Origin of the sequence: Synechococcus sp. CCY 9618 (assembly GCF_019038415.1) — a bacterium.
Taxonomy (GTDB): domain Bacteria; phylum Cyanobacteriota; class Cyanobacteriia; order PCC-6307; family Cyanobiaceae; genus Cyanobium.
On the sequence record NZ_JAFKRG010000034.1, the window covers coordinates 78,146 to 101,751 of the forward strand.

Consider the following 23,606-nt stretch of genomic DNA (forward strand, 5'->3'; position numbering starts at 1 on the left):
GTCGATGCCGCACCGATGAGCCGCCTCCAGCGTCGACGCCGGACCTCCCCGGCCCGTCTGCTCCATCACCTGGCCGCCGTGCTGCTGCTGGCCGGCCGTCCAGAGGCCGCTCCCCTGAGCGGCCTGAGCCTGCGGCGCCGCCGTCAGCGCCTGGAGCTGGCCCAGCGGCTGCTCGATCCCCTGCCGGAGGCCCTGCAGCCCAGCACCCGGCACGGGGATCGCTTCTGGTCAGCCCTCCGCTGGGGGGGACTGGGAGTGCTGCTGGCCTGGCTGCTGCGCCCCTGAGCGGGACCGGATGGTCGATCAGGCGTTCGGATGGAGGCTGAACTCGTGGGGGTGAGGCCGCTCCTCCACCGCTTCCACCTCCTGACGCTTGGTTCCGATCCAGTGCTGGATCAGCTCTGAAGGGAACACCCCTCCGGCCAGCAGATAGGCATGGTCCGCGGCGAGGGCGTCAAGGGAGCCGGTCAGGTCACGGGGCAGGGCAGCGGTTCGGTCGGGCGTCGCGGCCCCGGCCGAGGCCTCCCGATCGCACGGCGGACCAGGATCCAGCTGTCGACACAGGCCATCGAGACCGGCCAACAGCATGGCCGAAAAGGCCAGGTAGGGGTTCGCCAGTCCATCCCCCTGACGTGCCATCACCTGCCGATGCCAGGGATCCTCCCCCGTCGGCGGGACGCCGATGACGGTGGAGGGGTCGTGGCGGGCATAGCTGAGCCGCGTCGGCGCCTGCGGACCGCTCGCCAGGCGCCGGTAACTGTTGGTGCCGCAGTTGCTGAAGGCCGCCAGGGAGGCCCCATGGTGCAGCAGACCTCCCACGTACCAGCGCGCGGTCTGGGACAGATCCGCGTAGGTGCCCTCGCCGAAGAACAGCGGATGGCCGGCTTTGAAGAGGCTCTGATGCACGGCCAGGCCGGCGCACAGCGGAGCCGGCAGGGGCTTCGGCAGGAAGGTGGCGGTTCTGCCATGGCGCCGGGCGCCATGGCGCACCACGTAACGGGCGACCATCAGGTTGTCGGCGGCCCGCAGCAGATCGGCGCTCTGCAGGGCCAGGGTCTGCCGGGGCCCTGCCGGTGGGGCTGAGGACGGGCCCACCGCGATTCCCAGGGCTTCGAGGGTGAGCAGCAGCTCCTGCCGGAAGGCCTCCGGCGGCGGCTCGCCGGGGATGACGCGGCAGCCATCGCCGCTGGCGTCGGAATGGCAGGTGACCTCCTCGAAGACGAAGAAGTCACTCTCCGTCGCGAAGCGGGCCCCGTCGGCCAGACCGGTGCTCCCCAGATGGGCCATCGCCCGGGCCGCCAGGGAGCGGGGGCAGTGGCGCAGGCCGTCCACCGTGCCTGCGGGCACCTGAAAGCTCCCGATCAGACTGAGGCTCCTGGGGGTCAGAAAGGGATCGATCCAGGCGGTGGTCGGGTCGGGTCTGACGGTCAGGCTTCTGGGCAAGGCCGCAGGCCAGGCTTCGCTGGCGGCGACCTCGAAGCTGATGCCGTGGTGGAAGGCGTCCTCACTCAGCCGCTCGGCGTCCAGGCCGATCGAATGCCAGCTCCCCCCGAGGTCGCTCAGCTTGAGAACGATCCGTTCGATCCCGTCGTCCCCGAGACGGCGCAGAACGTCCTGGATGGAGGTGGCCATGGCGGGGGCTGGGAAGGAGCTGGCGCCACGATCGTGCCGCCCGGACGGATCCGCGAGCGCGTAACCGTTTCTGTCAGATTCTCCAGAACCAGCCGCAGCACAGGAATCTGGCGGATTGCAAGTGCTACCTTCCGCTGCAGGTGCGTCGATCCGTTTCGTCCATGCGAGATGCCATCACCGGTCTGATCGGTCGGTACGACCAGCTCGGCCGCTACTTCGACCGCGCCGCGATCGACCGGATCGATTCCTACTTCGGTCAGGCGGAACTGCGGCTCGCCGCCGTGGAACTGATCAACCGCGAGGCCGCCACCATCGTGAGGGAAGCGGCCCAGCGGCTGTGGCTGGAGGACCCGGAACTCCTCCTTCCCGGTGGCAACGCCTACACCACCCGGCGGCTGGCGGCCTGTCTGCGCGACATGGATTACTTCCTCCGCTATGCCAGCTACGCCCTGATCGCCGACGACGTCACCATCCTCGACGAGCGGGTGCTGAACGGGCTCGATGACACCTACAAGAGTCTGGGAGTGCCCACCGGTCCCACCGTGCGCAGCATCGCCCTGCTGGGCGAGGTGATCAGCGAGATGCTCGCTGATGGCGGCATGGCCGACACCGCCGTGGTGCGGGCCCCCTTCGATCACATGTGCCGCGGCCTCTCCTCCAGCAACGTCCGCGCCCGCTGAGGCCAACGCTCGCTTCGCCCCCTGAGGCCAACGGCTGCGTCGCTCACTGACGCCGACGGCCGTTTCCTACTCTCGGTTCACTTCCGCCGCTCCGCCCGGTCTTGCCTCCTCTCCCCGTGCCTTTCTCCATCAGCAGCACCCACAGGCTCGGGCTGGATCCCATCGCCACCCCCGAGCGCCTGCTCCTGGGGCCCGGACCCTCCAATGCCCACCCCACGGTGCTGCAGGCCCTTTCCAGGATGCCCATCGGTCACCTCGATCCGCTCTACATCGAGCTGATGGGGGAGGTGCAGGAGCTGCTCCGCTACGCCTGGCAGACCGACAACCGGCTCACCATCCCGATGAGCGGCACCGGCAGCGCCGCCATGGAAGCCACCCTGGCCAACACCATCGAGCCCGGCGACAAGGTGCTCGTGGCGGTGATGGGCTACTTCGGCCTGCGGCTGGTGGACATGGCCGGCCGTTACCGGGCCGAGGTGGCCACCATCGAACGACCATGGGGTGAGGCCTTCGACCTCGCGGAGATCGAAGCCGCCCTGATCGCCCACAGGCCCACCATTCTGGCCATGGTGCACGCGGAAACCTCCACCGGGGTGTGCCAGCCGATGGAGGGCATCGGTGAGCTCTGCCGTCGCCACGACTGCCTGCTGCTGCTCGACACGGTCACGTCCCTCGGCGCCGTGCCTCTCCACATCGACGCCTGGCAGGTGGATCTGGCCTACAGCTGCAGCCAGAAGGGCCTCAGCTGCCCCCCCGGACTCGGTCCTTTCACCATGGGACCCCGTGCCGAGGCCAAGCTGGCGGCCCGCAGCGACAAGGTGCCCAACTGGTACCTGGATGTCTCCCTGCTCAACCAGTACTGGGGCAGTGACCGCGTCTACCACCACACGGCCCCGGTGAACATGAACTTCGGCATGCGCGAGGCCCTGCGCCTGCTGGCCGAGGAGGGCCTGGACGCTGCCTGGGCCCGCCACCGCGCCAATGCCGAGCGTCTGTGGGCCGGGCTGGAGCGCCTGGGTCTGGAGCTGCACGTCAGCGAACCCCTGCGGCTCGCCACCCTCACCACCGTGCGGATCCCCGAGGGTGTGGACGGCAAGGCCTTCAGCCGCCACCTGCTCGACCGTTTCGGCATCGAGGTGGGGGGGGGGCTGGGTGCCCTGGCCGGGAAGGTGTGGCGCATCGGCCTGATGGGCTACAACAGCACCCCCGAGAACGTCGATCGCCTGCTGGGTCTGTTCGAGAGCGAACTGGCGGCCTTCCGCTCTGCCCCGGCAGCCGTCGCTGCCATCGCCTGAATCAGTCCTCAGGCGTCGACGGGTCGCCCGGAGGCAGTGCCCTTTCCGCGCCTCTGCCGGAACCATTCCTCCAGTTCCCGGCCGGCGCAGTCGCCCAGCACTCCGCCGACCACGCGCATGTGGTGATGCGCACTGGCGTGGCGTGAGAGATCCAGACAGCCGCCCAGGGCTCCCCGCTTGGGATCCGCCGCGGCGAAGACCACCGTGCCCACCCGGGCCTGGATCAGGGCACCGGCGCACATCGGGCAGGGCTCCAGGGTGACGATCAGGGTGCAGTCGTTGAAGCGCCAGTCGCCCCTGGCGGCGGCGGCCTGACGCAGGGCCAGCAGTTCGGCGTGGCCCAGGGGATCGGCCTGCCGGTGGCGACGGTTGGTGCCCCAGCCCAGACAGCGGCCGGAGCCATCCAGCAGGGCGGCGGCCACGGGGATCTCACCCCCTGCTCCGGCCGCCCGGGCCCGCCGCAGCAGGCGGTCCATCCACAACAGGGTGAGGGCGTCATCCACCATCCCTTCCTTCTAGCCATCCGGGCTTGAAGGCAAGCGGCAGAATGCCGATGCCCTCACTTTCGCCGTTGGCCAGCGTTCCCCCCGCCCAGCGGCTGCCGCCGCCCCTCCGGGACTGCGAACCGTTTGCGGATCCCTCCGTTGCGGATCCGGCCCTTGAGGCCTTCCTGCAGCAGGCGGCCGCTCTGCTGTGTCGCTGGCTGGGCCAGGCGGGACAGGGCACCCCCCTGCCCGGCCTGAGTGTGCTGCCCGTGGTGGAACCGGAGCGGGCAGGGCTGGACAGCGAACGGCTGCTGGCCGATCTGCAGCTGGTGATGGAGGGGGCCTACAACCCCAACCATCCCGGCGCCCTGGCCCACCTGGACCCACCGCCCCTGACGGCGTCGATCGTGGCCGACCTGGTCTGTGCGGGGCTCAACAACAATCTGCTGGCGGAGGAGCTGTCCCCCAGCCTCAGTCGGCTGGAGCGGGCGCTGTGCGCCTGGATGGCCAGCCGTCTGGGGCTGCCCGGCGGGGCCGGTGGCGTGGCCGCCAGTGGCGGCAGCCTCAGCAATCTGATGGCCCTGGTCACCGCCCGTCGGCAGCGGGGGCTGGCCTGCCGCGGCGATGCCGTGGTGCTCTGCAGTGAGGATGCCCACGTTTCCCTGGCCAAGGCCGTGGCGGTCATGGGCCTGCCTCCGGAGGCCCTGGTTCAGCTGCCCGTCGATGCCGCCGGTGCCCTTGAACCCCTGGCCCTCGAGAGCTGCCTGGCGCGGCTGGATCGTTCCGCCACCCCTGTGATCGCCGTGGTGGCGACCGCCGGCACCACCGTGCGGGGAGCCCTGGATCCCCTCGACACCGTGGCGACGCTCTGCAGCCGCCAGGGTCACTGGCTGCATGTGGACGGCGCCATCGGGGCGATCTTCGCGTTCAGCGACCGGCACCGCTCCGGGCTCGCCGGCCTGGGACGGGCCGATTCCGTCACGGTCAACCCCCAGAAGCTCCTGGGCATCACCAAGACATCCTCCCTGCTGCTGCTGGCCGACCCCTCCCATCTCCAGCAGGCCTTCCGCACCGGCCTTCCCTATATGGAACCCAGCTGGGGGGGTGGCCATCAGGGGGAGGCGGGGCTGCAGGGCAGCCGGCCGGGGGAGATCCTGAAGCTCTGGCTCGGTCTGCGCCAGCTCGGCCTGGACGGCATGGCCGCCCTCATCGACGGGGCCGTGGCGCGTCGCGCCGAACTGGAGCGCCGGCTGCGGGCCATCGGCGGCCTGGCCCTGCGCGGCGGTCCACTGCATCTGATCGCCTTCCGGCCGGAGGGGCTCGATGGCCCCGCGGCGGAACGCTGGAGTATCGCCACCCGCCAGTGCCTGCTGGAGGAACAGCTGATGCTCTCCCGCCCCCACTACCGAGGGCACCACCATCTCAAGGCCGTGCTGGGCAACCCCCACACCGGTCCGGAGCAGCTGGATCGGCTGGCCCTGGTGGTACAGCGCAGTCTGATGGGAGGCTGCGGTGCCTGAAGCCGGCCCTTCTCCCGACCGTCGCGGCCGCTGGGTGGCGATTCTCACCGGGGCCCTCTCGATCCTGATCGGGGTCGCCTATCTGGTGCTGATCACGGTGCTGGATTCCCGCGGCCCCCTTCAGCCTCCTCCGCCCGAGGCCCTGGGCGGGGCGGCAGCCGCCGGGTCCGGCGCTGCTGCAGCGGCTCCACCACCCGCCCCAGGGCCGTTTCCAGGAAGCTGCGCAGCAGGCCCTCCCGCCTGTTGAGGTCGTATTCCCGTTGCAGCACCTCCTGCAGGCCCCCGTCGCCCCAGTCCTGGTTCTGGCGGAAGTAGGTGATGAAGCTCCTGCCCGCCACCCGCGTCAGCCAGGCCGCACTCACCGCCTGGATGGCACGGCTCACAAGCAGCGTGGGCAGATTCAGACTCAGGGCGCTGCTGATCAGCCCCACACCCCCCTTGACCAGGCCCAGGCCCGCCAGGGTGCGGCCCACGGAGAGGGCCAGATCCTGGGCCGTCTCGCGGCTGAGGCTGACGCCGTAGACCTTGCCGATCTCCACCACCATCTGGGCGTTCACCGCCGCGGTGCCGAGCAGGTCGATGCCGGGCAGAGGCGTCACCATGACCACCCCGGCGCCGATCCACATGTAGCGGTCGACGATGGTGGTGGCATCGCTACGACGCTGACGATCCAGCAGGGCCTGGCTGGCATGGCTGAGTCGCCTGCACTGGAGCAGCAGGTTGTCGGCGATCAGTTCCTCCCCGTCGGCATGGAGCACGGCAGCCATGCGGCGCACCAGGGCCTCCACCTCCGGCATGGGCTGGAGCGGCCTCCCCCCCGGCATCGGCACGCTCTGGGGGGAGGCGCTGGCGGGGATCACGTCGTCCGGCTCGAGGCGGCCTGCGCAGCGCTGCCGCAGCAGCGCCAGCAGGCGCCGTTCCTCCTCCTCGCCGCGCAGGTCGCACTTGTTGAGCACCAGCAGCAGCCGCTTGCCCAGCCCCGCCAGCGCCTCGAACACCTCCAGTTCGCTGGCGCGCAGATCCCCATCGACCACCAGCAGCAGCAGATCGGCCCGGGCGGCCAGGCCCCGGGCCAGCCGCTCCCGCTCGCGCCCCTCCTGGCCGGCCTCGAGGATGCCCGGAGTGTCCTCCAGGATCACGGCGCGGGGCAGGCCTCGCAGGCGCAGTCGGTAGCGGCTGGAGGCGGTGGTCGATCCCATCGGCGCGCCCACCTCCCCGACGACCTCCTGCAGCAGGGCCCTGATCAGGGAGGTTTTTCCGGCCGACCCCGTTCCGAACACGACGATCACCAGATCGCCCCGCTCCAGTTCGGCCGTCATCCGCTGGCGTTCCTGGCGCAGGGCTTCCCGCTCCACCGCATGGCGCACCTTCTCCAGGGTGCGGTCGATGGCTCCCAGGTTGCGCTCGGCCGCCTCCCGGCGGCTGGAGGAGGGCGGGACGGCGGCTGTCCGGCGTCCCGCTGCCGGGCCCCTGCGGCGCCACAGCTTCAGCCAGGGCCAGCCCACCTGCACCCCCGCCACCAGCACGGCCGCCAGCAGCAGCAGCATCAGCGGCCCCACGAGCCAGTAGGGGAGCCAGGTGCTGAGGGTCCACTGCAGCTGCTGGATCGCCTGCAGCACCATGCCCAGGGCCAGCAGGGCCAGCAGGCCGAGAACGATCCCGATCCAGAGGCGGGGGGGCAGGTTCACGGCGCCGGCGGAGCGGTGCGGACGATCTCCCCCCACAGGGAGGCGGCCAGGGCGCTGCTGGCGGCGGTGGGGCTGTTGTCGTCGTTGCCGAGCCAGATGCCGATCACCCAGTGGCGTCGGGGGACATAACCCACGAACAGCAGATCCCGACCCTCATTGGTGGTGCCTGTCTTGCCCCAGCTGCCAGGGCCCACATCGGCGGCTCTGCCGGTGCCGCCGCTGACGACGGCCTCGAGCAGCGATTGCATCGCTTTCGCCGTGGCGACGCTGGTCACACGGCGCCCGGGACTGGCAACGGCCCTGGCGCCGGCGGCCCGGCAGTCAGCCCCCCCGTTCCCGGCGCTGGACTGGGAGCCCGGGCAGGCCTCGGCATCGGTGAGACGTCGGATCGTGGTGGGTGGTCGCCAGACGCCTTCCGCCGCCACCGCGGCATAGGCGGCGGTCAGCTCCAGCAGGGTGACTTCGCTCTGGCCCAGGGCCAGACCGGGCACCGGCGCCAGGGGGCTGGTGAAGCCCAGGTCCCGCCCCTTGCGGACGATCGCGTCCAGCCCGTCCTTGCGGGCCAGCCGCAGGGCGGCGGTGTTGCTGCTGATCGCCAGCGCCTGGCGCAGGCTGAGGCTGCCCCCGCAGCCGCTGGCGAAGCGCTGGCCTGCCCACTCCAGGGGTCCACAGCCGATCCGGTCTCCCGGCTTTGCACCCCGTTCCAGGGCCACCAGGTAGGGCACCAGCTTGAAGGTGCTGCCCGGCTGGCGCAGGGCCATCGAGGCCCGGTTGAACTGGCTCTGCAGGTAATCCCGCCCGCCGGCGATCGCCACGATGCCACCGCTGCGGCTGTCGAGCACCACCACCGCCCCCTGGCTCACCCCCAGGGACCGGCTGGCGTCGATCCGCTGCCGCAGCAGCAGCTCGATCCGTTCCTGGAGGGCCGGGTTGAGGTGGGTGTCGATGAGGAAGTTGCCTTCCGCAGCCACATCCTCGCCCACCAGGTTCTCCAGGTCGCGGCGCACCTGATCGGTGTAGAAGGGGGCTCCTCTTCCCTGGGTGGAGAGACAGGCATCCGCCGCCAGCCGGATGGGCTGGCGGCGGGCGCTTCGGGCCCGGTCGGCATCGATGCGGCCGGCGGTCGCCATCTTGTCGAGCACCCGGTTGCGGGAGGCCAGGGCGGCGGCGGGATCCAGGCAGGGGTCGTAGCCGTTGGGGGAGGGAAGCAGACCCACCAGCAGGGCGGCCTCTTCGAGTGTCAGCGCGGCTGCCGGCCGGGCGAAGAAGCGTCGTGAGGCGTCCTCGAAGCCCCAGACGGCGCCCAGGTAGACCCGGTTGAGATAGCTCAGCAGCAGCTCCCCCTTGCTGAACCGGGCCTCCAGCTGGAGAGCCACCAGCAATTCCCGCCATTTGCGGCCCAGGGTCTCCCCCTGTCCGACCTGCTCCGGGTAGAGGCTGCGGGCGATCTGCTGGGTCAGGGTGCTGCCGCCCTCAAGCACTCTGCCCCCGAGCAGGTTGGTGAGCAGGGCGCGGGCGGTGCCGATCGGATCGACCCCTGGATGCCACCAGAAACGGTTGTCCTCGCTGGCCAGCAGGGCCTCGATCAGGACGGGGGGATAGGCCTCCAGGCTGGCCAGCTCCCGATGCTTGCGATCGGCCAGGGAGGCCACGGGCCGGTCGCCGCGGTCGTAGAGGAGCAGAGGGCCGCGCACCGTGGCCAGGCTGCCCCGGGTGGGCACCTGCACCAGGGAGAGGCCCAGCAGCAGGATGCCCGCCCCGGCCAGGCCCGCGGCGCAAGGCCCCGCCCAGCGCCCCAGCCGCTTCCAGGCTGGATTCCCGTCGCGCCGGAACAGCAGCGTCGGCAGGTCGGCCTGGTCGTCCGGACCGAAACGCACCCGGTCGCCGTCGCGCAGCAGCAGCTCCCGCACCCGCCGCCCCTGCCACCAGAGGCCGTTGGTGGAGCCCTCGTCGCTCAGCAGCCAGTGCTCCCCGTGGTTCTCCAGCAGGGCGTGCCGCCGGCTCACGGCGCTGTGGTCGATGACGATGTCGTTGTCCGAGGCCCTCCCCAGCCGGTAGCAACCGCCGTGGAGCGGATGGGTCCGCTGCTGCAGTCCGGGGCTGTGCAGCTCAAGTCTGGCCCCCGCGAGCGGGGGCCGGCGGCGCAGCCGCGGCTCCAGGCGCTCAGGAATGGCGGTCGGCATGGGGGCGGAGCAGATCGAGGAGGAAGCAGGCCACGGCCAGGTTGATGGCCACGTCGGCAATGTTGAAGATTGGGAAGTGGATCGGGATGAACTCCAGGAAGTCCACGACCGCACCGTCTCGCCAGCGGTCGATGCCGTTGCCCACGGCCCCGCCGAGCAGCAGTCCTAGGGCGAGGACGTTCCAGGGTCCGGCGGGTGGGCGCCAGAGGATCCAGCCCAGCAGAACCAGGCTCACCACCGCACTCACCAGCCCCAGCAGAGCCGGTGCCCCGGTGAGCAGACTGAAGGCAGCACCGGTGTTTCTCACCCTCTGGAGCTGGAGCAGGCCTGGAAGCAGGGGCTGGATGCGGCCGCTGGCGAGGTGCTCCAGAGCCCATCCCTTGCTCAACTGGTCCAGGGCCACGGTCAGGGCCGCCAGCAGCAGCATGGCCAGCCGTCGCAGGGTCACGCGCACGGTCACGAGGGCACCAGCAGCAGCCGGCGCAGCAGCCAGGCCACCAGCCCGGCGGAGCAGCAGAGCAGCAGCTGGGGCAACAGGGCCAGGCTGTAGGTCACCGCCAGTGTCAGGGAGTCGCCCCCCCAGCGGCCGGCCAGATGGCCCAGCAGCAGGTTGGCGAGACCGCAGAGATGCAGCACCACCAGACCGATGGCGGCGGCGCCGGTGAGGGTGAGGGGATCGTCCATGCCCTGCTGGCGGGCGAGCTTGCCGGTGATCCAGGCGGCCGGAAGGAAGCCAGCCAGATAGCCGAAGCCCGGATCGAGAAGGTAGCCGATGCCTCCTCCTTCATGGAAGACCGGCAGCTGGAAGAGTCCGACGCTCAGATAGGCCACCGCCGCCAGGGTGGCACTGCGGGGGCCGCAGACCAGGGCACTCAGCAGCAGGGCCGGCACCTGCAGGGTGATGCCCAGGGGGCGCACGCCCCAGCCGCTGGCCTCGTGAACCGGAAAGGCCGCCGGCACCAGGCCGCCGACGAGAATCAGGAGCAGGCCGGCGATCGCTCCGCTCCAGGTGGCAAGGGCCCGCAATGCTCCGTCCGTGGCTGGCGCCCATCCTGCTGCAGCTAGGTTCGGCTGAGAAGGGCACGGTGCCCCTGGAGCGTCGAACCCATGCCGGATGCCACCCCCGCCGATCCCCTGCCCGAGAAGGGACTGCCCGAAAGGGGCCAGGCGGGTGAACCTGCCGGAGAGGCCCCTGGAGCGACGGTCCGCCTGGGGGATGCGGTCCGGCTGCGCCAGCCTCCCCGCTACCTCAAGAGCGCCGATCCGATGCCCATGCTTCGGCCACCTGACCTGGTGGATCCGGAGGAAGTGGGACGGGTGGTGGAGATCCGGGCCCTCACCCTGAGAGCGGTCCGCTTTCGCCGCGGCACGTTCCTGATCAGCGAAGCGGATCTGGAACCTGTGCCCCCGGGCGACTGAGCGGATGGCTGAGCCAGGCCCGCCGGCAGGCCGCCAGGGCCGGCTCCGGACCCACCAGGCTCAGGCAGGGTGCGGCCAGCCAGCGGCGGGCGGCGTCCCGCAGTTCCTGGGCGCTGATCCCTGGAGCCCGCTCCAGAACACGGCGAACGTGATCGGTCGGCAGGCCGTGGCTGAGCACGAGTGCCTGGCGCTCGGCGATCTGGGAGCAGGTCTGGCGACCCATGGCGTCCTGGCCCCGGAATTTCGCCAGGGCCAGCAGGCGGGCTTCCCCATCGAGGGGCTCCTGCAGGATCCGCTCCCATTCCTCCAGCAGACAGGTGGTGGCCTCCGCCGCCCGTTCGGCCGAGGTGGACAGGTGCATGACGAACGGGGTTGGGCCTGACCGGGCCGGCAGGTGAACGCCGACGTCGTAGGCCAGGCCGCGTTCCTCCCGCATGGTCACGAACAGCCGACTGGACATTCCCATGCCCAGATGGGACTGCAACAGCCGCAGGACCAGGGCATCCGGATGGCCCAGGGGCACGGTGGCGGCCCCGAGCATCAGCACCACCTGCTCGGTGTCCTGGACCTGCTGGCCGTAGCGCCCGGTGGGCTCAGGGGGGCCGGCGAAGGGCTTGGGTGCAGGCATGCCGGTGGTCCAGGGGGCTGACGCCAGGCCCTGCTCCAGCAGCGTCGTCAGGGACGCAGGTGCATCACCGCAGAGCACAAGCACGGCGCCGTCTTTGCCGAGCCTTTCGACGAGGGGGTGGAGCTGTTCCTGTCCGAGACCAGCCAGGTCCGCCTCGATGCCGAGCGGATCGTGGCCGTAGGGGCCGCTGCCGTAGAGCAACTGACACAGCTGGTCGTGAGCCACCTGGAAGGGATCCTCCTTCTGGCGCTGCAGCAGCTGCAGGTTGAGCTGGCGTTCGATCGCCACCTGGTCAGGTTCCAGCCGCGGCCTGCGGGCCATGGCCAGCAGCAGGGGCAGCAGATCGGATGCGTCGGCGGCGGCACATTTGAGAGCCAGCACGAGGCCGTCCTCATGGGCCTCCACCCGCAGGGCCGCCCCGGATCCTTCCACCCGATCGGCCAGGGCGTCGGCGTCCAGATCTCCGCAACCGCGGGTCATGGTGCCGGCCAGCAGCTGGTGGGCGCCGCGCTGACCCATGGGATCCAGGCCGCTGCCGCCCGGTACCGCCAGACGGGCCGCCAGGATCGCCGGGCCGGGTCGGTGCAGCACCCGGAGCGGCAGCCCGCCGCTCAGCCGGCGGTGGTCGTCGTGGCAGGTCGGGGGGGCGATGGTCATGCCGGCACAGCCTCCAGAAGACAGGCCCGGGCGGGGTCCAGCAGGGGAAGCAGCTGCCGCTGCAGGCGCACGGGTGACCAGCCATCAAGCAGCTGCAGGGGGTGGTCCAGGGGCTGGCTGCGTCCCCAGAGGTGGTTGCTGCCGATCAGGGAAGCGACGCCACCGGCGGATTCCAGCGAGAAGCGATAGCCGTTGGCCACCAGCCGGCGGGCCCGCAGCCATTCCTGCTCCCCGAGCGGCTCCCGGTGCAGCTCCCCCCAGACCTCCTCGATCGCCTGGCCCACAGCGGTCAGGTCCTCCGGGTCACAGACCGCCTCCAGCAGGGCGAAGCTGCCGCCTTCCATGGCATGCAGATCCAGGTCGATGCTTTCCACGATCTGCAGCTGCTCCCGCAGCCGTTCCACCAAGCGGCTGCGCCGTCCCTCCGCCAGCACGGTGGTGGCCAGATCCGCTCCCGCCATGCCCTCCAGGTCGCTGGCGGGGGGCAGCCACCAGAGCATCAGCAGCCGGGCGGCCTCCAGCCGCGGTACGGCCAGCCGGTGGCGGCCGGTCACCACGTTCAGTTCAGCCGGATGTCTTGCCCCCTCGGCGGCGGCCAGGGATCCGAGCGGCCCGGCGGCGGCCCGTTCCATCAGCGCGCCGTCGCCGACGGCTCCGGTGAGGGCCAGCACACAGCGGCGACCTCCATAGAGGCGCCCATGAAAGGCGGCCATCGCGGCCGGATCGTGGGCGAGCAGCGCCTCCCGCCGGCCGAGGATGGGCTGGCCGTAGGGGTGGTCGGGGCAGGCCAGGGCGAGCAGCCGCTGCAGGGCCACCTCTTCGGGCTGGTCTTCGCTCTGGGCCAGCTCCTCCAGCACCACCTGCCGTTCCATGGCGAAGCTGCCCGCCTCCAGCCGGGGCCGCAACACCAGATCCAGCAGCAGATCGAGGGCCTCGCTGGCCCCCTCCGGCGGGATCAGAACGTGGTAGTGAACGTCATCGAAGCCGGTGGCGGCGTTGCTGCTGCCGCCCAGCGCCTCGATGCGACGGTCGAACTCTCCGGCAGCCAGTCCGTCGCTGCCCTTGAACACCATGTGTTCCAGAAAATGGGCGATGCCGCTTTCATCGGCGCGCTCAAAGGCACTGCCGGCACGGCACCAGAAGTCGAGACACACCAGGGGGGCCTCGGCCTGGTCGAGCTGCACGAGCTCGACGCCGTTGGCCAGGGGGCGGCTGATCGGTGTGGCCAGACCGGGCAGCAAGGAGCCGCAACAACCCAGGGAAATGCTCACGGACCCATGGCAGGATCCGCATTCTGCTGCGGCGGTGCGTCGATGGGTGAGGTCGGTCGGGATGCGGACGGTGGCATCCACCCCATGGTGGATGCTCTGGCCGAGCGGATCCGCCTCTGCCGCAGGGATCTTCCGGATCTGGCGCCGCTGCCCATAGACCCGGAACTGGAGGCCATCACCGGCAGCCTGGATGGGGATGCTCTCTTCATCCGCAACGAGGTGCACCGCTGCAGGGGGCTGCGCAAGCTGCATCTCGAGACCGCCCGTCTCGGGGCCGGGCTGCAGATCCTGCACTGTGTCTTCTTCCCCGATCCGCGCCACGATCTGCCGGTCTTCGGCGCCGACATCGTGGCCGGCAAGGCCGGTGTGAGCGCCGCCATCGTCGATCTCTCCCCGGTGGGGGAGACCCTGCCGGCCCCGGTGGCCGAGGCCCTCGCCGCCCGCCCCCGGGCCAGCTTCAGCCAGGAGCGGGAGCTGCCGCCCTGGGGTTCGATCTTCTCGCCCCATGTGCTGTTCGTGCGGCCTGGCTCCCCTGAGGAGGAACAGGCCTTCATCGAGGAAGTGGCCGCGTTCCTCGGGGTGCTTTCCGCGGCGGCGGCGCAGAGCACTTCCCAAGCACCGGAGGATGCAGCTACCGTTGCCCGATGGAAGGGGCAGTTGAAGTATTGCAAGCAACAGAAACTAAACGACAAGACCCGTCGGGTCCTGGAGAAGGCGTTCCATCCCCAGTGGGCGGATCGCTACATCGAGGAGTTGCTGTTCGACGACCCACCGGCCCCTGGCTGAAAGCCCTGCTGATCCTGGGGGCCGCAGGTCTCCTGGTCTGGACAGTGGCATTCGTTCGCCGCAGCCCATCCACACCGTCCGCGGCCACTGCCGTGGTCAATCGTTCGCCTGCACCGACGAAGGCGGTCGCCGCCCTCGGCCGCCTCGAGCCGGCCGGAGACATCAGGGTGCTGGCGGCCCCGATCACCGGGATCGGTGGCAGCCCCCGCATCACCCAGTTGCTAGTCGCCGAGGGCGACAGGGTCAGCGCCGGCCAGTTGCTGGCCCGCTTCGACAACCAGGACAACCAGCGTGCCGAACTGAATCTGATCCGCACCCGCATTTCCAACCTGAGCCGCCGCCTGACCATTCAGCAGCGGGATCTGGGTCGCTACCGCAAGCTCGCCAGTGATGGTGCCTTTTCCGCCGCTGACCTCGATGTCCTGGAGCAGCGGACCCTGGAGCTGCAGGGTCAGCTGCTGGAGGCGAGGGCCGCTCTGGTCAAGGCGTCCACGGATCTGGTCAACACCGAGCTGAGGGCCCCGATGAACGGCACGGTCCTGAGGATCCACACCCGGGTCGGCGAGCGACCGGGTGACAAAGGCATTCTCGAACTGGGGGCCAGCGACCGGATGGAAGCGATTGTGGAAGTCTACGAAAGCGACATCGATCGGGTGCGGCTTGGCCAGGTGGCCACACTCACCAGCGAGAACGGAGGTTTCAGCGGAAACCTCACCGGCCGTGTCAGCCGGATCAGCCCCCAGGTGCGCCAGAGAGATGTGCTCTCCACCGATCCCACGGGAGATGCCGACGCACGCATCGTCGAGGTCCGCGTCGTGCTCGATCCCGACGATATCGCCCGTGTCCGTGACCTCACCGGACTGAAGGTGATCGCCCGGCTGACTCCCTGAAGCCCCCTAGTCGCTGATGCAGTTCTGGCAGGCTCGAAAGATCCCCCTGGCGTGGCTCCTGCTGACCCGTCAACCGATGCGGCTGGCCGTGGCGCTGGCGGGGATCGGCTTCGCCGGTCTGCTGATGTTCATCCAGCTCGGTTTCCGTGACGCTCTGTTTGATTCCAGCGTCACGGTTCACAAGATGTTTGACACCGATCTGGTGCTGCTGAGTCCTCGAACTACCAGCTCCATCAGGATGGCGAGCTTTCCTCGCCGCCGGCTGGCCCAGGCCATGGCGAACCCTGCTGTTGTTGACATTGTGCCTGTGCACTGGGATTTCGCCCTCTGGAGAAACCCTGAGAACAAATCCAATCGACCCATCCTGGCCCTGGCCTACGAACCCGGCCACAAGGTGTTTCTCGATGAGAAGATCACCGATCAGTCCAGCCGGCTCACGCAGCGGGGCCGGGTGCTTTTCGATGAACTGTCCCGCAACGAATTCGGGCCTGTACCGGAATGGTTCCGGCAGGGCCGAACGGTGGAGACGGAGGCGGCTGGGAAGCGCCTGAGGGTGGCCGGGCTCTTCAGCGCGGGCCCCTCCTTCGGAGCCGATGGCACGATTCTGCTCAGTAACGAGACCTTCCTGAACCTGTTCCCCAACGCCCCTCCAGGCAGCATCGAGCTGGGACTGATCCGGCTCAGAAACGGTTCTGACCCGACCAAAGTCAGGGATCAGCTCAGGCGTCTTCTTCCCAATGATGTCAGTGTTCTGACCAAGCAGGGATTCATGGATATGGAGATCAATTATTGGCGCACCAGTACGGCCATCGGTTTTATCTTCGGCCTGGGAGCAGCCATGGGGTTTGTTGTTGGATGCGTGATCGTTTACCAGATTCTTTATTCTGATGTGAGCGACCACTTGCCTGAATATGCCACCTTGATGGCCATGGGATACAATCTCTTTTCACTCGTCGGAGTTGTGGCCCGCGAGGGTTTTCTGCTTGCGCTCATCGGTTACCTTCCAGCCTTGGGAGTCAGCAATCTTCTTTACATCGCTATTAAGAGCGCCACAAAGCTTCCTGTCCTGATGATCTTTGACAGGGCGCTGCTTGTCTTCGTCATGATCCTTGTGATGTGCATGGGATCGGCAGCTCTTGCCATGCGACGCCTGGGTGATGCCGATCCAGCAGAAATCTTCTGACTCCGATGGTGCTCTCTTCTCCTATCGCCGATACCTCCAGCCAGACTTTCGCCACCGTCGCCGTGAGAGGGCTCAGTCACTGGTTCGGCACCGGGACGATGCAGCGCCAGGTGCTGCAGGGCATCGATCTGGAGATTCGCCCCGGCGAGGTGGTGCTGCTCACCGGACCCTCCGGCTGTGGCAAGACCACCCTGCTGACGCTGGTGGGAGCGCTGCGGCAGGTGATGGAAGGATCCGTGCGGGTGCTGGGCTGCGAGCTGAACGGTTCGAGCCGCCAGGAACGGCAGTTGCTGCGCCGCAGTGTCGGGATGATCTTCCAGGGTCACAACCTGCTGCGCTGCCTCACCGCCGAACAGAACGTGCAGATGGGTGCCGATCTCCTGCCTGGGCTGGGCTACCGGGCTCGCCGCGACCTCGCCAGGGAGTGGCTGCGGGCCGTGGGTCTCGATGACCATCTGAGCAAGCTTCCCCACGACCTCTCCGGTGGCCAGAAGCAGAGGGTGGCCATCGCCCGGGCCCTGGCGGCCCATCCCCGCCTGCTGCTGGCGGATGAACCCACCGCCGCCCTCGACAGCCGCACCGGCCGGGAGGTGGTGGATCTGCTCAAACGCCTGGCGCGGGACGAGGGCTGCTCCGTCCTGATGGTCACCCATGATCCGCGCATCCTCGACGTGGCCGATCGCCTCGTGCGCATGGAGGATGGCCGGCTCTGGGCCAGTGAGGCCCCGGTCGTTTGAGTAGGGTGGAGGTTCTCCGTCTCTCTGAAGCGCTGTCCGTATGGCGAAACGCAGGAATCTCAAGAAAGAAAAGCAGGAGCGCAACCGCGCCTACGCCCGCAAATTCAAGAAGCGCAAGCTGCGCAACGACGGCCGCGGTGAAGGGGCCGGCAACGGCGTGACCGGCACGGCCAACAACGGCGGCGCCGCCGACTGATCACGGCAGGCCAGCCACGGCTGATCCGGGGGGATTCGATCGGGATCCCCTTTTTTCATGGCCGCCCCTGATTTCATGGCCAACCCTGAGGCTGCTCGCCCCGTCACGCCCCTCCGCGACCCTGAACCGCCCCACCCTCCGATGTTCATCAGCGTCGTCATCCCCACCTACAACCGGCTGCCGATCCTGCGCCAGTGCCTGCAGGCCCTGGAGCGGCAGGAGGTCGATGGTCCCCTGGAGGCCTATGAGGTGGTGCTGGTGGACGACGGCTCCACCGACGACACCGTGCGCTGGCTGGATGCCCATGCCACCGCCTTTCCCCATCTGCGTCTGATCCGTCAGGACCACGGCGGTCCGGCGGAGGGTCGCAACCGCGGGGTGGAGGAGGCCCGCGGCGATGTGATCGTCTTCATCGACAGCGACCTGGTGGTGACCGGGCGTTTCCTTCACCACCACGCCACCGCCCTGGAGCGGGCCTGGCGGCAGGACGGGGACCGTCTCTGCTTCACCTACGGCGCCGTGATCAACACCCACAACTTCGAGGATCCCACCGCCGAACCCCACAAGCTCCGGGATCTGTCCTGGGCCTATTTCGCCACCGGCAACGTGGCGATCGACCGCCGGGTGCTGGAGGAGGCCGGGCTGTTCGACACCGGCTTCCGGCTCTACGGCTGGGAGGATCTGGAGCTGGGGGAACGGCTGCGCCGCATGGGGGTGCGGCTGGTGCGCTGCCCGGAGGCCGTCGGTTACCACTGGCATCCGCCCCTCAGCCTTGAGCAGATCCCCGACCTGGTGCGGGTGGAGCGGGAGCGGGCACGGATGGGGCTGGTGTTCTTCCGCAAGCACCCCACCCGCCGGGTGCGCTTCATCATCCAGTTCACCTGGCTGCACCTGCTGCTCTGGGAGCTGCTCACCCTGGGGGGGCTGATCAACGAACGCAGCCTCCGGCCCCTGCTGGGCTGGCTGATCCGCCATGGCAAGCCCGGTCTGGCGATGGAGCTGCTGCGGCTGCCCCTCAACCGTTTCGGGGTACGGGCGCTCCACGCCGAGGCCCGTGGGCAGGGCCGTTTGATAGGTTGACTCAGTAACCCAACACCGCACACCTGCATGTTTCGGGTGATCCGCTGCCTTCCCTATGGCGCGGCATCCCTGGCAGGTGGAGGCCAACCCGAAACCCAACCCCAACTCAAATGGCTGTCGTCACTCTTTCCGAGATGATGGAGGCTGGTGCCCACTTCGGACACCAGACCCGTCGCTGGAATCCCAAGATGTCGCGCTACATCTATTGCGCGCGCAACGGAGTCCACATCATCGACCTCGTGCAGACCGCCGTCTGCATGAACAACGCCTACAAATGGACCCGCAGTGCCGCCCGCAGCGGCAAGCGTTTCCTGTTCGTGGGCACCAAGAAACAGGCTTCCGAAGTGATCGCCCAGGAGGCGGCCCGCTGCGGTGCCTCCTATGTGAACCAGCGCTGGCTGGGGGGCATGCTCACCAACTGGAGCACGATGCGGGCCCGCATCGATCGCCTCAAGGATCTGGAACGCATGGAGTCCTCCGGCGCCATCGCCATGCGGCCCAAGAAGGAAGCTGCCGTGCTGCGTCGTGAACTCGACCGCCTGCAGAAATACCTCGGCGGCCTCAAGAACATGCGCCGCCTGCCCGACGTGGTCGTGCTGGTGGACCAGCGCCGCGAGACCAACGCCGTGCTCGAGTGCCGCAAGCTTGACATCCCTCTGGTGTCGATGCTCGACACCAACTGCGACCCTGATCTCTGCGACGTGCCGATCCCCTGCAACGACGACGCCGTGCGCTCGGTGCAGCTGGTGCTCGGCCGGCTGGCGGATGCCATCAACGAAGGCCGCCATGGAGCCCAGGATCAGCGCGGCAGCGACGACGACGCCTGAGCCGTTCCCTCCCTCCCGACCATCCTCCCTCCCCCCCATGGCTGAGATCACAGCGAAGCTCGTCAAGGACCTGCGCGACAAGACCGGCGCCGGCATGATGGACTGCAAGAAGGCCCTCACCGAATCGGGCGGGGATGCCACCAAGGCCGCCGAATGGCTGCGCCAGAAGGGCATCGCCACCGCCGAGAAGAAGTCCGGGCGCACCGCGGCCGAAGGGGCCGTAGGCAGCTACATCCACACCGGCGCCAGGGTCGGGGTGCTGGTGGAGGTCAACTGCGAGACCGACTTCGTGGCCCGCGGCGAGCTCTTCCAGGAGCTGGTGCGCAACGTGGCGATGCAGATCGCCGCCTGCCCCAATGTGGAGTACGTCAGCACCGACGACATTCCCCCCGAGGTGGCGGAACGGGAGAAGTCGATCGAGATGGGTCGTGATGATCTATCCGGCAAGAAGGAGGAGATGAAGGTGAAGATCGTGGCCGGCCGCATCGGCAAGCGCCTCAAGGAACTGGCCCTGATGGACCAGCCCTTCATCCGTGACAACACCGTCACCGTGGGCGAGATGGTCAAGTCGGCCGCCGGCAAGACCGGCGAGAACATCCGGGTGCGCCGCTTCACCCGCTACACCTTGGGCGAGGGGATCGAGGTGGAGCAGTCCGACTTCGCTGCCGAAGTGGCGGCGATGGGCAAGGCGGCCTGAGCCGCACCCTTCCCCCCTCTGCCGATCCGGAGCCCCGTTGAGCGACCCGTCCGATCCCATTGATCTGCCGGGTCAGCTCGAGGCCCTGACGGGGATGCTGACGGACTCCAATCCCCAGCTGTACCGCCATCTGGCCCTCTACCTGCAGGTGCTGCGCCAGGTCCTGCCGCAACGGGTGAGCCAGGCCTGTTTCCATCTGGCCACCCAGGTTCACCCGCAGCGCTATGCGGAGCTGTCGCAGGAACGGCGCAAGTGGCTCCACCGTCAGGTGGAGCAGCTGGTCCGCCGTTGCTCCAGCCTGCTCACCGTCGAGCAGCTGGCCATCCTCGCCGACCAGATCGCCCGCGAGAACCAGCGGCGCAGGCGTCACGACCAGCAGCAGATCCTGACGGAACTCACCCTGGCCGGGGATCCGGAGCCCATCCCCGGCTCTGATGTGTCTGCCGAGCTGCTGCCTCCCGGTTCTGTGCAGCTGGCCCTGGCTCCGCCGCTCTCCGGAATGGCGTTCGCCTGGAGCCGGATCGGACACGGCGACAGCCGGCAGGAGGAGGATGGGGAAGAACCCGAGGCCGAAACCGCCGAGACAGGCCTGGAGGATCACCAGAGCCTGGCCAGAGTCCTGGCGGCGGGGCAGACCGATCGCAGCGACGAACCTGATCCGACCGGGGAGGAGACCGGCACGGAAGCGGCCACCCAGGGCGACGGGAGCATGGACGGTCAGAGTCCGGACTCCATCTGGCAACCGGGACGGTTGCCCCGGGATCCCCGCCAGGTGCTCCGGTGGATGGACGGCATGGAGCTGGCCCTGGCACGGCGGCTGCGCAACCTCTCCCATGCCATCAACGTCGAACTGCTGCGGGCCGGGGTGAACCGCAGTCTTCTGCCGGTGAGCCTGCTCGATGCGGTGCTGACCGGCCAGCTGGACACGATGGCGGCTCCTCCCAACCTGCTGCGGCTGCCACTCCCCTTCGGTGGAGGTGTCGGCAGCACCCAGGCCCAGACCATGGCGGTGCTGCTGCGGGCCGTGGAAATGGAACTGGAGGAGCCCCGCCTGAGAACCTGCCGGCGGCGGCTGCAGCAGCATCGCCAGGAGGTCCGCAGAATGGCCCAGCAGTTCCGTCGCCTGCAAGGGCGTCTCCGGATTCACCAGGCCGAACAGCTTTGGCTGCAGGACATCCGCCCCACCCCGAACCCGGACGACTGAGCAGCTCGGCGGCGGCTGGTGCTGGGCTCGCGTCCGGCTCCCCGACGTTCGACGCCTGGTGCACCCCCCTGCAGCAGGCCTGTCGGCTGGAGGCCGAACGGGGCTTCGGGGATCTTCAGGGGCGTCAGGACTGCTTCAGCGGCTTCGTTGGCGCAGCCCTGGCGGCTCCGGCGGCAGGGCTCGGGGCACGGGAGCGGCAACGGCTGACGAGCCTGGCCAGGGAGTTCGCCGGCTACGGCCGACTGGCCCTGGGACACCGCCAGTCGCTGGTCCGGCGGCTGCGCCAGATGCTCCATGACCTGCGGCTTCAGCGCCAGGAGGCGCGTCCGGTGGGTCCGCCCCGCCTGCGGCTGGCGACTCCACCCGAGGCCGCGCCCGCCGCCGGGCGGTCGACGCAGGGGCTGACAGCGGAGACGCCCCTGGCGGAGGTGGCCGGCATCGGTCTGAAGACGGCCACCCGGATGGCCGCCCTCGGCCTGCTGGTGGTGCGCGATCTGGTGCACCACTATCCGCGCGACTATCTGGATTACGCCCATCTGGTGCGGATCGCGGCCCTGGAGCCGGGGCGTACCGCCACCATCGTCGCCACGGTGCGCCGTTGCCATGCCTTCGGCAGCCCCCGCAACCCCAACCTGGCCATCCTGGAACTGCACCTCCAGGACGTCACGGGACGCCTGAGGGTCTCCCGCTTCTTCGCCGGCCGTCGTTTCAGCAGTCCGGGCTGGTTGAAGTCCCAGCAGCGGCTGTACCCGGTGGGCGCCACCGTGGCGGTGAGCGGCCTGGTGAAGGAGAGCCCCTACGGGCCCTGCTTCGCCGATCCGCTGCTGGAGGTGCTGGAGGCGCCTGGGGCAGCGGTGCGCTCCGAGCAGATCGGTCGGCTCGTTCCGGTCTATGCCCTCACCGAGGGGCTCAGCGGTGAACGGCTCGGCAGGGCGGTCGCCGCCCTGCTGCCCGAGGTGGGCCGCTGGGATGATCCCCTGCCGGAGTCCCTGCGGCGGGATCTGGACCTTCAACGTCGTGGCGAGGCCCTTCAGGGCATCCACCGACCCCTCGATCGGGCCGCCCTCCAGGGCAGTCGGCGGCGCCTGGTGTTCGACGAGTTCCTGCTGCTGCAGCTGGCCCTGGGGCAGCGACGGGAACGGCTGCGCCGGCTGCCCGCCCCACCCCTGCTGCTGCCCGGCGGCGGCGGCGACCTGGTGGGTCGGTTCCTGGACCTGTTGCCCTTCGCCTTCACCACCGCCCAGAGCCGGGTGCTGGCGGAGATCCGCGCCGACATGGCACGCCCCCAGCCCATGGCGCGGCTGGTCCAGGGGGATGTGGGCAGCGGCAAGACCGTGGTGGCCCTGGCGGCCCTGCTGGGCGCCATCGAGGCCGGCTGCCAGGGGGCCCTGATGGCCCCCACCGAGGTGCTGGCGGCCCAGCATTTCCAGAAGCTGGCCCAGTGGCTGCCGCAGCTCAACGTCAGCGTCGAGCTGCTCACCGGCTCCACCCCCTCCCGGCGGCGGCGCCAGGTGCTGCAGGATCTCGCCAACGGGCAGGTGAAGCTGCTGGTGGGCACCCATGCCCTGCTGGAGGACCCGGTCCAGTTCGATCGGCTGGGGCTGGTGGTGGTGGACGAGCAGCATCGCTTCGGCGTGCGTCAGCGCAACCGCCTGCTGGCCAAGGGGTTGCAGCCCCACCTGCTCACCATGACCGCCACGCCCATACCCCGCACTCTGGCCCTCTCGATCCACGGGGATCTGGACATCAGCCAGATCGATGAGCTTCCGCCCGGTCGCACCCCGATCCGGACACGGCTGCTGCGTGGTTCCGAGCGCCCCTCCGCCTGGGAGCTGGTGCGTCAGGAGGTGGCCCGGGGCCAGCGGGCCTATGTGGTGCTGCCGTTGGTGGAGGATTCGGAGAAGCTGGATCTGCGCTCCGCGGTGGAGGTGCACCGCCATCTCGAGGAGGAGGTGTTTCCCGCCCTGAGCGTGGGGCTGCTGCACGGCCGCATGACCGGTGAGGAGAAGCAGCGGGCCATCGCCGCCTTCCAGGACGGTCGCTCCCAGGTGCTGGTCTCCACCACGGTGGTGGAGGTGGGAGTGGACGTGCCGGCGGCCAGCGTGATGGTGATCGAGCATGCCGAGCGTTTCGGCCTGGCCCAGCTGCACCAGCTGCGGGGACGGGTGGGCCGGGGCTCCGCGGCCTCCCACTGCCTGCTGATCCATGAGGGCGACAACCCCATGGCCCGCCAGCGCCTGGAGGTGCTGGCCCGCAGCAGCGACGGCTTCGAGATCGCCGAGATGGATCTGCGCCTGCGAGGCCCCGGTCAGGTGCTCGGCACCCGTCAGTCGGGTCTCCCGGACCTGGCCCTGGCCAGCCTCAGCGACGACGGGGCCGTGCTGGAGGAGGCCCGCACAGCGGCCCGGCTGATCCTGGAGCAGGACCCCGACCTGGAGGGCCATCCCGGCCTGCGTGAGGCCCTCGAAGCCCAGCGCCGCCGATCGGTGGAGGCGGCCCAGCTGAACTGACCGGTGCCCGTGAACCCTTGCTGGCGGCGATTGAATGG

At 69.4% G+C, this 23,606-nt stretch carries 23 protein-coding genes; 15 read left to right on the top strand and 8 right to left on the bottom strand.

Features of this window, described 5'->3' with window-relative positions; translation table 11 throughout:
- The first annotated feature begins 15 nt into the window (after positions 1–15).
- Positions 16–285 carry a hypothetical protein gene (locus KUG41_RS07885; protein ID WP_216902868.1) on the top strand — a complete coding sequence of 90 codons (270 nt, stop codon included), beginning with the start codon at positions 16–18 and terminating at the stop codon, positions 283–285.
- 18 nt (positions 286–303) lie between these two features.
- Here the strand turns inward: KUG41_RS07885 and KUG41_RS07890 are convergent, their stop codons facing one another.
- Entirely contained in the window at positions 304–1,632 is a 1,329-nt protein-coding gene (locus KUG41_RS07890; RefSeq protein ID WP_216902870.1) for a glutamine synthetase family protein, read from the bottom strand.
- Positions 1,633–1,793: 161 nt separating this feature from the next.
- On the opposite strand from KUG41_RS07890, the gene KUG41_RS07895 reads away from it, so the two are divergent.
- Positions 1,794–2,312, top strand: coding sequence for an allophycocyanin subunit beta (locus KUG41_RS07895; protein WP_216902872.1), 519 nt, complete (start codon positions 1,794–1,796; stop codon positions 2,310–2,312).
- A gap of 116 nt (positions 2,313–2,428) precedes the next feature.
- On the top strand, positions 2,429–3,607 hold the full coding sequence (locus tag KUG41_RS07900) for an alanine--glyoxylate aminotransferase family protein (RefSeq protein WP_371734075.1): 1,179 nt from the start codon (positions 2,429–2,431) through the stop codon (positions 3,605–3,607).
- An 8-nt stretch (positions 3,608–3,615) separates the two neighbouring features.
- Here the strand turns inward: KUG41_RS07900 and KUG41_RS07905 are convergent, their stop codons facing one another.
- A complete protein-coding gene (locus KUG41_RS07905) occupies positions 3,616–4,113 on the bottom strand; it encodes a nucleoside deaminase (protein ID WP_216902874.1) in 498 nt (165 codons plus the stop codon).
- A gap of 41 nt (positions 4,114–4,154) precedes the next feature.
- Between KUG41_RS07905 and KUG41_RS07910 the strand changes: the two genes are divergently transcribed.
- Positions 4,155–5,612 (top strand): aspartate aminotransferase family protein, encoded by a 1,458-nt coding sequence (locus KUG41_RS07910; RefSeq protein ID WP_371734076.1) that lies wholly within the window; start codon positions 4,155–4,157, stop codon positions 5,610–5,612.
- Between the two features lie 92 nt (positions 5,613–5,704).
- On the opposite strand, the gene KUG41_RS07915 is transcribed toward KUG41_RS07910, so the two are convergent.
- From KUG41_RS07915 to KUG41_RS07930, 4 genes are read right to left on the bottom strand one after another with little or no spacing between them, the layout of a single operon-like run.
- Entirely contained in the window at positions 5,705–7,300 is a 1,596-nt protein-coding gene (locus KUG41_RS07915; protein WP_371734077.1) for a YcjF family protein, read from the bottom strand.
- The gene (locus tag KUG41_RS07920; protein WP_216902878.1) at positions 7,297–9,483 is read right to left on the bottom strand and encodes a transglycosylase domain-containing protein; all 2,187 of its coding nucleotides are present in this window, start codon (positions 9,481–9,483) and stop codon (positions 7,297–7,299) included. The genes KUG41_RS07915 and KUG41_RS07920 overlap by 4 nt, the downstream gene beginning before the upstream one ends.
- On the bottom strand, positions 9,464–9,937 hold the full coding sequence (gene lspA / locus KUG41_RS07925) for a signal peptidase II (protein WP_371734083.1): 474 nt from the start codon (positions 9,935–9,937) through the stop codon (positions 9,464–9,466). The genes KUG41_RS07920 and lspA overlap by 20 nt, the downstream gene beginning before the upstream one ends.
- A 2-nt stretch (positions 9,938–9,939) precedes the next feature.
- Entirely contained in the window at positions 9,940–10,509 is a 570-nt protein-coding gene (locus tag KUG41_RS07930; RefSeq protein ID WP_216902880.1) for a biotin transporter BioY, read from the bottom strand.
- An 81-nt stretch (positions 10,510–10,590) separates the two neighbouring features.
- Between KUG41_RS07930 and KUG41_RS07935 the strand changes: the two genes are divergently transcribed.
- Positions 10,591–10,902 (top strand): NAD(P)H dehydrogenase assembly family protein, encoded by a 312-nt coding sequence (locus tag KUG41_RS07935; protein WP_216902882.1) that lies wholly within the window; start codon positions 10,591–10,593, stop codon positions 10,900–10,902.
- Here KUG41_RS07935 and KUG41_RS07940 read toward each other — a convergent pair.
- Positions 10,862–12,187, bottom strand: coding sequence for a pitrilysin family protein (locus KUG41_RS07940; protein WP_216902884.1), 1,326 nt, complete (start codon positions 12,185–12,187; stop codon positions 10,862–10,864). The genes KUG41_RS07935 and KUG41_RS07940 overlap by 41 nt on opposite strands.
- Positions 12,184–13,458 carry a pitrilysin family protein gene (locus KUG41_RS07945; RefSeq protein ID WP_216902886.1) on the bottom strand — a complete coding sequence of 425 codons (1,275 nt, stop codon included), beginning with the start codon at positions 13,456–13,458 and terminating at the stop codon, positions 12,184–12,186. Before KUG41_RS07945 ends, KUG41_RS07940 begins: the two co-directional genes overlap by 4 nt.
- A gap of 42 nt (positions 13,459–13,500) precedes the next feature.
- Between KUG41_RS07945 and KUG41_RS07950 the strand changes: the two genes are divergently transcribed.
- From KUG41_RS07950 to recG, 10 genes are all read left to right on the top strand, one after another.
- Entirely contained in the window at positions 13,501–14,244 is a 744-nt protein-coding gene (locus tag KUG41_RS07950) for a phycocyanobilin:ferredoxin oxidoreductase (RefSeq protein WP_216902888.1), read from the top strand.
- An 8-nt stretch (positions 14,245–14,252) separates the two neighbouring features.
- Positions 14,253–15,134 carry an HlyD family efflux transporter periplasmic adaptor subunit gene (locus tag KUG41_RS07955; RefSeq protein WP_371734084.1) on the top strand — a complete coding sequence of 294 codons (882 nt, stop codon included), beginning with the start codon at positions 14,253–14,255 and terminating at the stop codon, positions 15,132–15,134.
- 16 nt (positions 15,135–15,150) lie between these two features.
- Complete coding sequence (gene devC, locus KUG41_RS07960; protein ID WP_216902890.1) at positions 15,151–16,317, top strand: ABC transporter permease DevC; 1,167 nt, start codon at positions 15,151–15,153, stop codon at positions 16,315–16,317.
- A gap of 5 nt (positions 16,318–16,322) precedes the next feature.
- The gene (locus KUG41_RS07965; RefSeq protein ID WP_216902892.1) at positions 16,323–17,054 is read left to right on the top strand and encodes a DevA family ABC transporter ATP-binding protein; all 732 of its coding nucleotides are present in this window, start codon (positions 16,323–16,325) and stop codon (positions 17,052–17,054) included.
- A 40-nt stretch (positions 17,055–17,094) separates the two neighbouring features.
- Positions 17,095–17,250 carry a hypothetical protein gene (locus tag KUG41_RS07970; RefSeq protein ID WP_006171625.1) on the top strand — a complete coding sequence of 52 codons (156 nt, stop codon included), beginning with the start codon at positions 17,095–17,097 and terminating at the stop codon, positions 17,248–17,250.
- Between the two features lie 141 nt (positions 17,251–17,391).
- Complete coding sequence (locus KUG41_RS07975; RefSeq protein ID WP_216903102.1) at positions 17,392–18,330, top strand: glycosyltransferase family 2 protein; 939 nt, start codon at positions 17,392–17,394, stop codon at positions 18,328–18,330.
- Between the two features lie 110 nt (positions 18,331–18,440).
- Positions 18,441–19,157, top strand: a complete 717-nt coding sequence (rpsB, locus tag KUG41_RS07980; RefSeq protein ID WP_216902894.1) for a 30S ribosomal protein S2 — start codon at positions 18,441–18,443, stop codon at positions 19,155–19,157.
- A 37-nt stretch (positions 19,158–19,194) separates the two neighbouring features.
- A complete protein-coding gene (gene tsf, locus KUG41_RS07985; RefSeq protein WP_216902896.1) occupies positions 19,195–19,854 on the top strand; it encodes a translation elongation factor Ts in 660 nt (219 codons plus the stop codon).
- A gap of 37 nt (positions 19,855–19,891) precedes the next feature.
- On the top strand, positions 19,892–21,058 hold the full coding sequence (locus KUG41_RS07990; protein WP_216902898.1) for a hypothetical protein: 1,167 nt from the start codon (positions 19,892–19,894) through the stop codon (positions 21,056–21,058).
- Positions 21,016–23,568 (top strand): ATP-dependent DNA helicase RecG, encoded by a 2,553-nt coding sequence (gene recG / locus KUG41_RS07995; protein WP_371734078.1) that lies wholly within the window; start codon positions 21,016–21,018, stop codon positions 23,566–23,568. Before KUG41_RS07990 ends, recG begins: the two co-directional genes overlap by 43 nt.
- Positions 23,569–23,606: the final 38 nt, after the last annotated feature.